Raw genomic sequence first — 15,647 nt, 5'->3', positions numbered from 1 at the left:
ATTCCTTAAAAAAATGAAAGTATACTCCAATATAGACATTTTGTCAATTTTATTTAACATATAGACACTTTGTATTTTAAAGCTCTTTATTGTATTATATTTTATGAATAAAATTTTAGAAACATTTACCCCTTTATGTGACTCAATAGGAAAGCTTTTTTATCCAAATGTGGAAGTTGTACTTCATGACTTAGAAACTCAAAAATTAGTGCATATAGTAAACCCTTTTTCAAAAAGAGAAATTGGTGATGAGATGCTAAATGATGTAAAAGATTTTGAATCTATAAAAGAAGATATAGTTGGTCCTTATAATAAAACAAATATTGATGGTGCAAAACTAAAAAGTGTCTCAACACTTCTAAGAGATACAAATAATAAACCAATAGGTATAATTTGTATAAACTTTAAAGTAGAAGTTTTTGAAAAAATGTACGACTCTTTAAAAATGCTTTTAAATATTGAAGAAACTAAAACTCAACCACAAACTATTTTCTCCCAAGACTGGAAAGAACATACTCACAATACCATCAACAAATTTTTAAAACAGCAAAACTTAGAGCTTAGTGATCTAAAAATAAAAGAGAAAAAAGAGTTGATTTTATACCTAAATAAAGAAGGTATTTTCTCTATTAGAAATGTAGTAAGCTATTTATGTGAAGTTTTAGATATTTCAAGAGCAACTATTTATAAGTGGCTAAAAGAGGATAAATAGTAAAGCGTAAGCTTTACTATTATGATTTAAAAAGTTGATAGATTGAAGAGAAATCTTCATCACCTTTACCCATCATTTTCATTTTTGAAAATAGCTCTTTTGGCATAGCTGCACTATAAAGTGGCTTTTGCATAGAGTATGCTAAATCCTGTAATAAGTGTAAATCTTTATTTATTGCATCATTTGAGAAATGTGCTGAAAAATCTTCATCTATTAATTTTTGTTTTTTGGCATTTAAAACAAGTGATGTCCCACCACCTACACCTAAAATATCTAAAGCTTTTGATTTATCTATATCACAATCTTGAGCTAAAGATGTACACTCAGCAATTGTTGCCATAAACGAACCTAAACAAAGATTGTTTATAAGTTTCATTTTTGTAGCAGCTGCTGGTTTTCCTAAAAAGAAAATCTCTTTTCCAAACTTTTCTAAAAGTGGTTTTACTTCATTAAACACTTCTTCTTTTCCAGATGCTACTAAAGTTAAAGCTCCTACAAGTGCTGGTGCTACACTTCCAAATACTGGATTTTCAAGATATTTTCCACCTGCATTTTGCACATCTTCATGAAACTTTAGAACATCTTCATAATGATTTGTAGATAAATCAATAATTGTTTTACCTTTTACTTCATCACATAAAAGTCCATTTTCACCATTTAAAATATTATCAACAGCAGGAGAATCAAATAAACATAAAAAAACTACATCACATTTTTTTAATAAATCTTTTGGAGTATCAACTACTTCATAACCTAAGTTCTCAACTTTTGATTTTGTTCTATTGTAAACTACAAGTTCTTCGCCCATATCAGTTAATCTTGTAGCAATTGCTCTTCCTAAATTACCAAGCCCAATAAATCCTATTGACATATTTACCCTTTATTTTTTACAATGATTATATACAACAAGAGACTTTTTGTCAATATATAGACATTTTGTATTCTGTTTATTTTATGTTATAGTAAATTACAAAGGATACTCATGGCAAATATTACAAATAAGTTAAATAAATATGATATAGATTTTATAAATCAACAAATTTTCCAATACAAAGAGCAGCCACACAAGTTTTTGAAGTAACTATTGAAGCTGTAAATAACTCATGCGGAATGGGTGTACCTTTATATGATTATGTAGATCAAAGAAAAGAACTTACAGATTTCTATGATAATTCATCAAAAGAAGATCATATAGCTTATATGAAGAAAAAGAATCAAATAAGTTTTGATGGAAAAGAAACTAAACTTTTTGAAAATTAAGTAAAGATGGGCATTCTGCCCATCTTTTAAAATTAGTTTTTAAAATCAGCTACGATATTAGCTTTTAGTTTGTCAATAGTAAATCCAAACTCTTCGAATAAATCACCAGCAGGTCCTGATGCACCAAATGTATCCATTCCAAATACAACATCAGCAAATCTATAGTACTCTAATCCTCTTGCAGCTTCAACAGCATATACTTTAGTATTTTTATCAATTACTTGATCAATATATTCTTTATCTTGTTCAATAAATAAATCATAACAAGGAACAGAAACAATATTTGCATAAATTCCTTCTTTTTCTAATTGACAAGCTGTTTGTAATGCTAACATAAGCTCAGAACCAGAAGCCATAATTGTAATATTTGCATTATCTCTTTTTTTAAGTAAGTAAGCACCATTTGAAACTTCACCAAAGGCTTTTTCATCTTTTAATACTCTTAATTTTTGTCTCGAACAAACAAATGCAGTTGGTACTGACATTTTAAGTGCTGTTTTCCATGCTTCTACATTTTCAGTTGCATCAGCTGGTCTAAATGTATAGAAGTTTGGTAATGCTCTAAACTGTGATAAATGCTCAATTGGTTGATGAGTTGGTCCATCTTCACCTACACCAATAGAATCATGTGTCCAAATAAAATGTTGTGGAATTCCTGCTAATGCTGCAATTCTAGCACTTGGTTTTAAATAGTCAGAGAATACAAAGAATGTAGCAGAATAAACTCTAAATAATCCATATAAATTCATAGCATTTGAGATAGCTGCCATTGCGTGTTCTCTAATACCAAAGTGAATATTTCTTCCTGATGGGAAATCACCCATATCTTTTAATTCAGTTTTATTTGATGGCCCTAAGTCAGCTGAACCACCTAAGAATCCTGGAACAGCTTTTGCGATTGCATTTAAGATTTTACCATTTGAATCTCTTGTTGCAACATCAGAATCAGCTTCAAATGTTGGATATTCTACTGCATCAAAATTAGGGTTTTGTAATTCTTCAATTTTAGCTTTTGCTTCAGCAGATAAAGAGTCATTCCATTCATTTTCAGCAATAGAACCTTTGATTAATTTATCAAATGCACCTTTTACTTCTGCTGGAACATGGAAAGTTTCATCAGGATTAAAACCTGCTTTTTTCTTAGAAGCTGCAATATCATCTTCACCTAATGGTGCTCCATGAGAATGATGACTTCCTTCTAAAGTAGCAGATCCCTTAGCAATTGCAGTTTTAGCAATAACTAACACAGGTTTAGTAGCATCTTTTGCACTTACTAAAGCTTTATCAATTTGGTCAAAATTATGTCCATCAATTTCAATTACTTCAAAATCAATACCTTGGAATCTCTTTTTAACATTTTCAGACCAAGCAATAGAAGTATCACCTTCAATTGTAATTGAGTTAGAATCGTAAATAATAACTAAGTTATCTAAATTTAAGTGTCCTGCTGTTGAACATGCTTCATAAGAAATACCTTCTTGTAAATCCCCATCTCCACATAAACAATAAACTTTATGATTAATTACTTCTTTTCCTAATACATTTTGTGCATATTTAGCAGCCATTGCAAAACCAACTGAATTGGCAATACCTTGACCTAAAGGTCCAGTTGTAATTTCAATACCATGAGTATGTCCATATTCTGGATGTCCTGGTGTTTTAGAGTGAGTTTGTCTAAAGTTTTTCATATCATTTATAGAAACATCAAATCCCCATAAATGTAATAATGAATATACTAATCCAGTAGCATGACCACCTGAGAATACTAATCTATCTCTGTTAAGCCATTTATCATTCGCAGGGTTTAAGTTTAAATGATTACTTAAAACTGTAGCAATATCAGCTAGACCCATTGGTGCACCTGGGTGTCCTGAATTTGCTTTTTGAACCATATCAGCAGCTAAAAATCTAATCGTATCAGCTTGTTTTTGCAATAGTTGTTTTGACATAATTATCCTAATTTGTAAAATGAAGTTTTCTTGTAAGTCGTGATTATATCTAAATTTATTTAAATAAAATTTGAAGCAAGGTATTTATAGTTTTGGAATACTTATAACAAATAATGCACCATCTTCTTTATTTTTTACCTCTAGCTTACCATTCATGTTATTTTCTATAATAAGTTTTGACATAAAAAGTCCTATTCCTGAGCCATTTACTTTCTCATAAGTAAAAAATGGATCAAAAACTTTTTCTATAGGTTTTACTTTTATTCCACCTGCATTATCAAGAATAGAAGTAATTACTAAACCATCTTTTTCTTCAATTATTATGTCAATTTTAGGGTCAACAATTTTTCTTTGGACTAATATATCTTTTGCATTATTTATTATATTTATTAAAGCTTGTGAGTATTCATTTTTATATGCTAAAATTGTAGGATTTTTTTTGATAATTATTTCAAGGTGTATATTATGTGCTTTTAATCCACCATTTATAATATTAATTGTTGAATTAATCTGTTGAAGTATTTTAAACTTCATTTTTTCTTTATCTTTTGAGAAGAAATTTCTAAAGTCATCAATAGTTGATGACATATATTTAGTAATATCATTTAATTTTGTTATTGACTCTTGTAATTCTTCATTTTCTATAGGTAAATTCATTTTTAACTTCGCCTCTATTGGTAAAAAAAGAGATGTAATCTCCATCAAAGGTTGCCTCCACTGATGAGAAATATTTGCTAACATTTCTCCCATTGAAGCCATTTTAGCTTGTCTAAATAATAATTCATCCTTTTTTCTATTTTTTTCAAGTTCAACTTTAATTCTTTTTTCAAGCTCTTTATTATGTTCTTCAAGTTCTAAAAAATCTTCAAGTTTTGTCTGTCTCATATATTGCTATCTTCAATTAGGATTTAAAGATAAATAGGAGACCTATTTATCTTTATTTATTAAATATCAGGATTTATTTCTATTTCATCATCAATTAATATTTTAACCGTAGAGTTAGCTCCTACTCCTGTATAAACATTATAGCTAGCTCCATCTAACTCTTCTTTTCCTGAATTTGTCCACTCATTACTTGTATCTAAATCCACTTTATCAGAGTTATCACCTTTAATAATTAATTGATTATCTTCATCAACTAAATCAATTACTTCATCTAAATCTATATCTAATTTATCTGCTATATTGTTTGTTGCATCAATAATATTAGAACCATCTTCGCTTCTTATAAGTTTTGATAAATCAACATCAGTTGTTGTAAACCATACATCCTCAGTCATAATTTCAGAACCATCTGCTTTAGTAGCAACTGATTCCATGTGCATTTTACCATCTGCTCCTGTTGTCTCAGTCATTTGTGTAGAGATTGAAGTAATTTCTAACTCATTAAGAGTTTTCATTTCACCATCTTCAACTTTTGCATCTCCATCATCAACCCAAACATTTAAACCATCTAACTCTTCACCTGTTAATACACCATCATTATTTGAATCAAGAAGAGCAAGTTTTTCATATCCATTTGCATATTTTCCATCTTCTTCTCCAAATAGTCTAGATCCATTCATATCATTTGTAGCATTACCATCTCTATTATCAACTAATAAACCATCTCCTGCACCATCTAACCATTCAATATTATCAAGTTTACCATCACCATCAATATCAAACTCTACTGTTGCTCCAATTTCGTTACTAATTCCTTTATCAATTGATGAAGTTTCACCTGTAACACCAATTTCTCCATCCCCAGTTAAATCTAAGGTAATTGGAGAAACTCTAAATACAGAAGTTCTATCATGAATATTTACATTATTGTAATTTGAATTATAGTTTATATCATCTACATTATTTCCTGTAATATTTGTAATTCTCATGCTTAAATTTTCAACATATTCATTACCTGCTGTACTTGAATGAAGATTATTATCTGTTGTTATTTTTTCATTCCATGTCTGAACTTCAAAATACTTAGAACTAGATTCTCCAGCTTTAATTAAAACAGAAACAACTCCACCATGTTGAACTACTCCATCTTTTTCAACTGTATAATCCCAAGTTGCATAATCAGGTCCAACTTGTGGTCTATTTCCTGATGATACAGAAGTTCCATTTGGAACTTTATCATGGATAATTTCAATAACTTGTCCATATCCATTTCTTATATCATAATATCCACCCCACATAATATCTTGATTTTGTTGTTCCCAACCATTAGCATCAACTCTTTTTGCAGAGCCATCATATACTTGAACAGTAACCCATGTATCTTGTGTAACTGCATTATCTAATTGTACATTGTACCAACCACTGTTACCTTCTGCAATATCTCTTGTACCAGTTAAAGTAGCATTAATAGGATCATTTGGATTAACTGTTATATCAACTCTTGCTGTATCAAAACCACCATTACCATCACTAATTTTATATTCAAAATAATCATTACCATCATAACCACTTGTTGGATTATAAGTAATAGTCTTATCTGGATTAATAACTACTGTTCCATGATCTGGTTGGTTAACTATTGAATGAATCGTTAATACATCACCATCAACATCACTATCATTTGTTAATACATTTATCTTAATTGAACCATTTTCTTGTACTGTTTTTATATCATTCACTGCAACAGGGTCATCATTTTGAGGATTCACTGTTAATGAAACCGTTGCTGTATCTGTGCTACCATCTTCATCTGTAATAGTATATGTAAAACTATCTGAACCAGTATAATCTTTTGCTGGAGTATATTTTACTGTACCATCATTATTAATTAAAACCATTCCATGTGCTGGTTGAGTAACAGAAGTAACTCTTAAATCTGCTCTAGCTGTTTCAATATCACTATCATTTGATAAAACATTTATGTTAACTTCTTGATCTTCATTTAGCACTTTTATATCATTTACTGCAATTGGTTTATCATTTTGTGAGTTTACATCAACTGTAACAGTTGCTGTATCAAATCCACCTTTTCCATCTGAAATAGTATATGTAAAGCTATCTGCTCCATTATAATCTTGATTTGGAGTATAAGTAACTGTACCATCACTATTAATTTCAACTGTACCATGAGCTGCTTGTGTAACAGAATTAATACTTAAAGTATCACCATCTAAGTCAGTATCATTAGCTAAAACACCAATAACAATTGCTTGGTCTTCATTAGTTGTTACATTATCATTTACAGCATCAGGATTATCATTTTTATGAATACAAGATTTTGTATTCATATCAAATGAAACTGTTGACTCATTAGATTCTGCATTATTTGAATCAATTGCTATATAATCAAATGAATCGTCAACTTTATAATCCACATTCATATATTGAACTGAGAAATTAGAATTTACATTTGCTGTTGTTGTAAATTCAATTGAATCAAACTCAACATTTACTTCAAATGAGTTTGTTGTAGCATTTGAATCATCTGTACTTTGTTTTACATCCCCTTGTGCAACTAACACTCCATCTTTATATGCTTCCCAATGAGCATAAGCATCTTGTGATGCACCTGGTGTAAAATGACTACCTAAAGAAGCTAATCCAAATTCTGCATTTGTTACTACTTCTTTAAACTCTACTACTAATTTTTCATTTCCATCTAATTCTATTTGATCATCATCTGTTGAACCTACAACACCTAGTCCTAATCCATCATGATGATTATTGTTATTTTCACTTGCAAAGCCTACTTCACCTAAAACATCATTACTATATGCTTTAATTACTGCATTTCCATCATCTGTTGTAAGAACTCCATTATCCATAGTTCCCCACTCATCTATTGTACCTGTATCAGCAGTTGTTCCATATAGTGTATCTGCTTGATTTGCATTTGGTGTATATTTAATAGTCGTTGTTTCATCATATATATCACCAACTTGTACAGGATTTCCATTTACTGTTAATACTCCATCCTCTGGTAATGAAGTTATTTTTACTTTTACTATTGTTGAGCTTGAGTCATCCTCCACATCACTTACAAAATCTTCTAATGTAAACTCTACTATTTCATGAATAGGAGTAGTATCTTGCTCTGTAAACAACATAGTAGAATCAAGAACTTTATATGTTGCTCCTGAATCTGATGATATCTCAGGTTTAAATACATAAGCACCACCTTGATCCCACCAAAGCATTTGAATATCATGATATCCCGATTCACTAATCGTAAATTCATTATGTTCTCTTGATGTTGGTCCTTGATTAGATTCATAAGAAGCTACACTTTGTCCATCAATTATAACCTCATATCCATCATCTGCATAAACTTTAAAGTTGTAAGTTCCTGCTTCTAAATATACTTTTCCTTTCATTAAAATTCCACCATCAGAAGTATCTGCTGGATCAGTATTTAATGATGAAGCATCACCTTTTAAGAATTCTTGTAAACTATTTCCTGTACTAACACCATTATCATTTCCGTAACCATAATCAATATTTGTAGCTGTAAATGTTGCATCTGGATTACTACTTGCTACTATAGATTTAAACTGTGTTAAACTATTGATTTGAGTATCAACTCCATAATACTCTGACTCTAAACCACCAACATAAGTTTTATCTTCACAATCTAATTCAATATGTCTATCTTGTGATTCTGGTGGTGTGTTTGATAAACCAATAGTATTTATATCAAATGTAACCGTTGCCTCACTAGATTCAGCATTGTTTGAATCAATTGCTACATAATTAAATGAATCATCAACTTTATAATTAACATCCATATATTCAATTGAATAGTTTGCATTTATATCATTTGATGTTGTTGAGAAAAATTCTATTAATTTAAATTCAGATTCAACTGTAAATGAATTTTTATAAGGGTCTGTACCATCAGTACTTTGTTGTACAAAACCTGAATCTACGATATTCCCATCTGCATCTTTTGCTACCCACTGTGCTTTTGCATCAATTGATGAAGAACTAAAATAATTACCTAAATCAGCTAAACCAAATTCAGCGCTTGAAACTGTTGTTTCAAAATCAATTACTATTCTTTCATTATTTAACTTATCAATTTGACTTGGATCTTGTGGTCCATTTTGTTCTCCACTATCAACTCCTAAACCATTTGTAGATGAGAACTCTACCTCTCTATCAGATACAAAAGCTTTTATTGTCGCTTTTCCATCTTCTGTAGTAAGAACACCATTATTAAGAGTTCCCCATTCAGATAATGTACCAACGTCATTTTTTGAACCATATAATGTATCTATTTTGCTAACATCAGGAGTATAAGTAATTACTGCTGTTTCATCATATATATCACCAACTTGTACAGGATTTCCATTTACTGTTAATACTCCATCCTCTGGTAATGAAGTTATTTTTACTTTTACTATTGTTGAAGTTGAATCATCTTCTATATCACTTACAAAATCTTTTAATGTAAACTCTTTACCATCACTTATTAAATTTGATTCTACTTCTTGACCTACTAGCGTAATATTATCTAAATAAGCTCCCCTTGCATCAGAAGTACCTTGTCCAACAAATGATAGTTCTGCTTCTGTTCCTGATAAATTAGTAAAAGTAGCTTCCACTTCATACCAATCTTCTGAGTTCTTAGATACAGTATAAGAAACATTATCATCACCAGTAAATGTTACATTACCATTTTCATCAGTTTCAACTAATAAATCAATTCCTCCAAATGATATTTTTGCATCACTTGAGTCTTCTGCTCCTGGTCTTGGTTTATAATCAAATGTTAATACAAAAGTATTATTTACTCCTAAATCAACCGTTGTTTTCATTGAAACATTTTCAAAAGCATCTAACTCTGCATAATGTTGTCCAGATGATGCACTAGAATTATATCTATCATCTGTATGTATTTCTAAACCTGTATCTTCTAATGTCCACTCTGTACCATTATCACCTATATAAATTCCATCTCCATTTGTACCATAATCAACAAACCAACCAGATTGATTATTATCACCTGGTCCAGCTTGTGTTTCAAATGATTCTTTTAATAATTCAGTTTCACTAACTACTTTAGGAGTAAAATCTAGCTCAATATGTCTATCTTGAGCTTCTGGTGGTGTGTTTGACTCTTGAATTGTTCCTGTAACAGAATCACTACTTACTGTTAATTTATTTTCTAAAGTTGTATTAGATGCTGTAACATTAGATACAGAAACAGTATAAGACTCACTACCTTCAAAAACATTGTCTTCTAATGCTTTATTAAATACGTAAGTACCACTTGTTCCACCATAAATTCTAACAGTATTTTGAGAAGAGTAATCTGTACCTTCAATTGCACCATTTGTTGTAGCTGGAGTATATTGTAAAGTTACTTCTACATATTCACCCTCAGGAACTGCTACTTCATTTCCATTATCATCATATAATTTTACTCTATGAGCTAAATATTCACCTTCTAATACAGTATCACTATCAATTATTTTAACTGTAATTGAATCAGGTAATGAAGGTGTTTGAGTTTCAACATTTAATGTAATATCAGTAGTTGCACTATCTCCATCTCCATCAGTCACAACAACTGGTATATTGATACCTCCAGTAGGTAGTGAACCTGTTTGAGTTATTGTATATTCACCAGTTGATTTATCAATTGAAATACTAACCGAACTATCATCTTTTATAAGAGTATCTTTAGTAGCATTTAATGTCCACCCTGATTTAGAACCTAGTTCATACGAACCTTTACCATCTGCACCAAAGTTTATATCTAAACCTGAATTATCAGATAAACTACCTGTATGAGTAATAGAAGAAGCAGTCATTTGAATATCATCTATTGCCATACCCCAATTATCATTACCCTCACCAATTTCTTTAAATTCTAATCTATTAGATCCATCTCCAGAACCACCTTCAACTTGAAGATTCATAGTTTCCCAAGAACTATTATCTCCATCTATTGTAGCAATTACTTCACCATTCCAAATAACTTGCATTTTTCCTGACTCTGCTTCATTTGCTTGAGTAAAGGCTTTATCTTTAAATGCAAAACTTAAATCATAAGTTACACCATCTTTTGCACCACTTATAATTTGTCCTATGTGAGTATTTTCAATATCAGAATCTCTATAATTAGTTTCTCCAAGATCCATATAGTTTTCACCATCATCAGCACCTAAAGAAGCATGGTCTTGATCATGAGGTTCCATTCTCATTGAAGTACTACTCATTAACTCCCAACCTTCCATAGATTGAAGCCCAATCCATTCATTTGAAGCTAAATCTTTATTTTCTACAAAAGCATCACTTCCTGAAGTTTTAAATCCAGTAACATTCTCAAAACTTCCATTTATAATCATATTTGTAAATTGAGAATTATCTAAAGTAACTTCTTCTGAATTCGTATTGTCAATTGTTACAATATCATCGGCAATATCAACATTTAATGTTGTTTCAACATTTCCAATTACTGTTGAACCTTCAAGTTGAATAGCCAATGTTTCTAAATCTTCACTTGTTGTATCACTATGATCAATTACATCTTTTAAAGTAACTGTATATTCATTATTAACTTCATCTAAAGTAATTTCAAATATTTCTCTAGTTCCTGCCATTCCAATTAAGGTATTTTTATCAGCTGAAACTTGAAGTACTATATTTTCACCTTTTGAAGTTAAAGAAGTTGTTTGTCCCTCTTTAAATGATACATCAACATCTAAATTAGTATTAAAACTATATGAACCTGTAAATACTTTTACAGTATTGTAAGCATCATTATCAGTTGTACCTACTAAAGCATCTTCATCTACTAAAGCTCTATCAACTGACATAGTAAATGAATCATCATCAATAATTTCAGTGCTAATAGGTGTATTATTAATATTAAATTGCTCAAAACTTTCTGTATTTGTAATAGATAAAATACTTACTTTAAATGTTTCATTACCTTCAAATAATGTATCTGAAATAGTTTGTATATCGAAGTCTACTTTATTTGAATTTGCAGGAATTGTAACAGTTACAACTTCTGAAATATCTTGATTAGTTGCAGTATCAACATACGTATATTCTAAAGTTACAACCATGTCCTCTTTAGCTACTACAGGATTATCACTTTCATCTTTTAACTCAATAGTATAAGAAGATTTATTTCCTTCTATAACTGATGAATTACCTGAAATAGAAGCTGTTACAACATCAGAATCATCAAGAATAGTTCCAGTAACACTATCTTTTACTCCATTTGTTTCATGTGCTTTAACTGTTCCAAGTCCATTTACATTTGTAGTAATATTTTTAATAGATAAAGTATAACCTTCATTACCCTCTTTATCTAAATCATCTAAAATAGTATTTACTATTTGAGCTTGATTATTTCCTGATACTGTTCCTACAATTTCAACAAATATTGGTTTTGTATTTGAGAAGTCTTCTGCTTCAGTAGAATCATTTGTATATTCTAATTCAACCGTAACTTTTTGACCTGCTCTTAACTCAATTGGATCTCCATTTTGATCTACTAATTCTAAATTATGTACTAATTGAGCTCCTGTTGCTTCTGTAACTGATGAATCACCTGTTAATTTTACATAAGCACTAAAATCTGAATCAATATCGATACTTAATCCACCTGTAGCACCATCTCCATCACCATCAACAACATGGAAAGGAACTTCAAGTTTCGTAATTCCACTATTAGGTACAAACTGTGTTACTTCGTACGTAGGATTAGCACTATTTACATTGTTAGCCTCTAATTTAACTAAAATCTCACCTGTATTTGCATCTTTTCCTAAAAGAACTTTTCCATTATTATATACATTCCATTGTAAGTTTGGACCTGTTCCATCATTATTATTGACAATAATACCAACTCCATCACTTAAATCACCATCTCCCCAAGAAAATGAAATTTTCCCACCATCAAGTTTCGGACCACTTCCATCAGCTGGCCCATCTGCACCAAAACTAAAGTCAAGTTCATTTCCACCACTATTAATAACTAATATACCATTGATATTTACAATAGTTGCTAACATTTCATCTGTTAAATCATTAACATTTTCAATAACAAAAGTATCATGTCCATTACTAACATCTGCAATTTGATCTAAACTTCCTCTATCATTTCCATCTAAATCAACATTTGTTCCAATACCAATTGAGTATACATCATCAAAGTTTGCTTCGGCAAAAGTTTTCCATTCAGGAATTAAACCAGATACATTATCTGAACCATTTGCATCACCTGCTGTTGCATTACCATCTGAAAGCATATAGAATATATCTTGATCAGAAGATGGTGTAGGATCAGATGCAGTATCATAAGTATCCATTGTATCTCTTAATGTATCTTCATAATTAGTTGCTCCACCTGCTGTTAGTGCAGCAATAGCATTTTTAGCTGATGTTGAACTTGTATACCATTGAGAAGCATTCGCTTGAGCATTAAAAGAAACAATCTTAACATTAACATCTCCCATTTGCTCATATCTTTCAATTAATTTTATTGCAGCTTCTTTTGCAAGCTCCATTTTACTTCCAGGACCACTTCCCATACTTCCTGAATTATCAATAGCTATTACAATATTCGTAGTTGTATCTTTATATTGTGAATCTGCATCAATAATAACATTATTTGCAGTAGGAATATCATCTGCAATATCAATTTTGATTTGAGAATAAGCAACCTCTCCCTCATGGAAAGCTTTAACATTAAAACTTAAACTAGAAATTAAATCTTCACTTGTAAAGTCTGGATGATCAACAACATCAAGTAATTTAAATCTATATGTTCCATCATTATTTAATTCTATTTCAAAAACTTCTCTAGTTCCAGCCATACCTTTAATCATCTTATTACCATTAGATAAAATTAAATTGATATTTTCACCCTTAGATGTAATAGACGTAGTTTGACCATAACTATTAAATTCATAAATAGCATCATTTATATCTTGTGCATTTAAACCTAAAGAACCTGTTATTTCTTTTTCATCTGGATCATAATTGTCTTGATCTGATGTTCCTAGTAATCCATCTTCATCTACTAAACCATTGTCAATATTAAATGATAAAGTATCTGTATCTGTTATTGCACTTGTTGCTACATTGTTTGTTGATGATGCTTCTACATTTTCAAAGTTAGAATCTGTATCTGTTACACCTGTTACTGTTACTACTAAGGCTTCTGTTCCTTCATTTAAGTAATCATCTTTTGCGTCTACTTTAAATGTTGCTGTACTTCCACCTGTTACATCAATGTTTGATGGTAATGTACTTGTATCTGCTCCACCTGCTGCTGCTCCGCTCCATGTTAATTGTACATTTACGCTCTCACCTGCTGGTACATTTACTTCATTTCCATCTTTATCTACTAATTTAACTGTATATGTTAACTCTCCACCTTCTTCTACACTTGATTTATCTACACTTATCTGCGCGTATACTGTATCTTCTGCACTTGGTGGGTTTGTTGGTGTTGTATCATCTGTTATAAAAGATTTACCTGAAGCAGTTGTATTTGTAGTTGTTCCTGAAATTATTGTAGCTTCTAAAGAAAAAGATTCTGTAGGTTCTTTATATACATCATCAATAGTTTTTACTCTTATTTTTATTGAATCTTCACCTGCTGGAATTGTAGCTGTTGTTGATTCAACCCATTGACCATTTACAAAAACTTCTATTTTTTGGCTATAGTCATTTTGTGTTGCTGTATCTTCTTTAGTTTGTAAAGAAAAAGTAATGTCTTCATAGCTTGAGCCACTTAAACTTATATCAAAATTAGCATATTCACCTTCAACTACTTCGCTACCTGTAATACTTAAAGTTGGTATACCATTATCTAAAATAGTACCTTCACCTTGTGCATCTGCAATTGTTGCATTTATTGCATTCGTAATATTTAAAAAGAAATTTTCACTTGCTTCATAAATATTATCATTAATTATTGGGATTCTAACTTCTTGTACTGTTTCTCCAGGGAAAAATCTTAAAGTCCCTATAGAATTAAGATAGTCTTTAATTTCTTCTGCTGTACCATCAGAAGTTGAGAAATCAACACTTACTAATGCTGTTGTAGGGGCACTTAACGTAATATTAAATACTATTTCACCATCATTTTCATTAACTGTAACATCTGAAACTGAAACTTCAGGAATAAAAACATCCTCAGCAGTAGAAACAGCTGTAGAAGAAATAGATTCTGATAAGTTTTCCCATCTATCAGTTTCAGCAATTCCAGGTAAAGAATCATCTGTAGGATTAAGAATTGAATTAAATGTAGAACCGTCTGATGTAGGCTCCCCTGCTTCTGGACCAGCAGCTGCTGCATCAAGTGCTCCAATTAATGTTTGAAAATCAGAAATTAATGCTAAATTATCAGAAGGTTCAGTATTTACACCTAAAGAAGCTAATTGTTCTAATTTATCTAAGATTTCACTTCCATTAAATGCTGATTCTTCTAATGCTTCTTCAATTTTATTATTATCAACATTTTTATTAATAATAATAGATGTAGGATTATCTGTATTAGTATTATTTTGTAATAATGGAACAATACCATTTAGTTCAACTTGAATATTTTTACCACTAATATTAAATACTAAAATAATTGATTCTTGATCATCTTTAAAGTTTAATACATAATTAGTAAATCCATTAGAAAATACGTATTGTTCGCCTTTATTGACATTAAAAGATAAATCTTTATTTAAATCTATCTCTTTTAATTGTGTTCCAGTTTTTATTGTAAGTTTCATTTTCAATCCTTCTTTATTTCTTCAAAA

Annotated in this window: 6 protein-coding genes; 2 read left to right on the top strand and 4 right to left on the bottom strand. The window is 30.3% G+C overall.

The genetic code is table 11. The annotated features are described in order from the left end of the window. Positions 1–103 precede the first annotated feature (103 nt). The gene (locus ACH5BH_RS09285; RefSeq protein ID WP_423298147.1) at positions 104–712 is read left to right on the top strand and encodes a helix-turn-helix transcriptional regulator; all 609 of its coding nucleotides are present in this window, start codon (positions 104–106) and stop codon (positions 710–712) included. Between the two features lie 19 nt (positions 713–731). Here ACH5BH_RS09285 and ACH5BH_RS09280 read toward each other — a convergent pair whose 3' ends face one another. Then, positions 732–1,583, bottom strand: a complete 852-nt coding sequence (locus ACH5BH_RS09280) for an NAD(P)-dependent oxidoreductase (RefSeq protein ID WP_423298146.1) — start codon at positions 1,581–1,583, stop codon at positions 732–734. Between the two features lie 239 nt (positions 1,584–1,822). Between ACH5BH_RS09280 and ACH5BH_RS09275 the strand changes: the two genes are divergently transcribed. Continuing rightward, positions 1,823–1,972 (top strand): hypothetical protein, encoded by a 150-nt coding sequence (locus tag ACH5BH_RS09275; RefSeq protein WP_423298145.1) that lies wholly within the window; start codon positions 1,823–1,825, stop codon positions 1,970–1,972. A gap of 32 nt (positions 1,973–2,004) precedes the next feature. On the opposite strand, the gene tkt is transcribed toward ACH5BH_RS09275, so the two are convergent. The 3 genes from tkt to ACH5BH_RS09260 all read right to left on the bottom strand — a co-directional run bounded on the left by tkt (position 2,005) and on the right by ACH5BH_RS09260 (position 15,620). Next, entirely contained in the window at positions 2,005–3,921 is a 1,917-nt protein-coding gene (gene tkt, locus ACH5BH_RS09270) for a transketolase (protein WP_423298144.1), read from the bottom strand. Between the two features lie 84 nt (positions 3,922–4,005). Further along, entirely contained in the window at positions 4,006–4,806 is an 801-nt protein-coding gene (locus ACH5BH_RS09265; RefSeq protein ID WP_423298143.1) for a sensor histidine kinase, read from the bottom strand. Between the two features lie 59 nt (positions 4,807–4,865). Continuing rightward, positions 4,866–15,620, bottom strand: coding sequence for an Ig-like domain-containing protein (locus tag ACH5BH_RS09260; protein ID WP_423298142.1), 10,755 nt, complete (start codon positions 15,618–15,620; stop codon positions 4,866–4,868). Positions 15,621–15,647 lie beyond the last annotated feature (27 nt).

The organism is Arcobacter rhizosphaerae (assembly GCF_049472155.1).
Taxonomy (GTDB): domain Bacteria; phylum Campylobacterota; class Campylobacteria; order Campylobacterales; family Arcobacteraceae; genus Arcobacter_B.
The sequence above is the reverse complement of the archived record's forward strand: the minus strand, read 5'-3'. Positions and strand labels throughout refer to the sequence as shown.

Coding starts and splice junctions, on each gene's coding strand:
- ACH5BH_RS09280 (WP_423298146.1), bottom strand. CDS start 1,583: ATGTCAATAGGATTTATTGGGCTTGGTAATTTAGGAAGAGCAATTGCT.
- tkt (WP_423298144.1), bottom strand. CDS start 3,921: ATGTCAAAACAACTATTGCAAAAACAAGCTGATACGATTAGATTTTTA.
- ACH5BH_RS09285 (WP_423298147.1), top strand. CDS start 104: ATGAATAAAATTTTAGAAACATTTACCCCTTTATGTGACTCAATAGGA.
- ACH5BH_RS09260 (WP_423298142.1), bottom strand. CDS start 15,620: ATGAAACTTACAATAAAAACTGGAACACAATTAAAAGAGATAGATTTA.
- ACH5BH_RS09275 (WP_423298145.1), top strand. CDS start 1,823: ATGGGTGTACCTTTATATGATTATGTAGATCAAAGAAAAGAACTTACA.
- ACH5BH_RS09265 (WP_423298143.1), bottom strand. CDS start 4,806: ATGAGACAGACAAAACTTGAAGATTTTTTAGAACTTGAAGAACATAAT.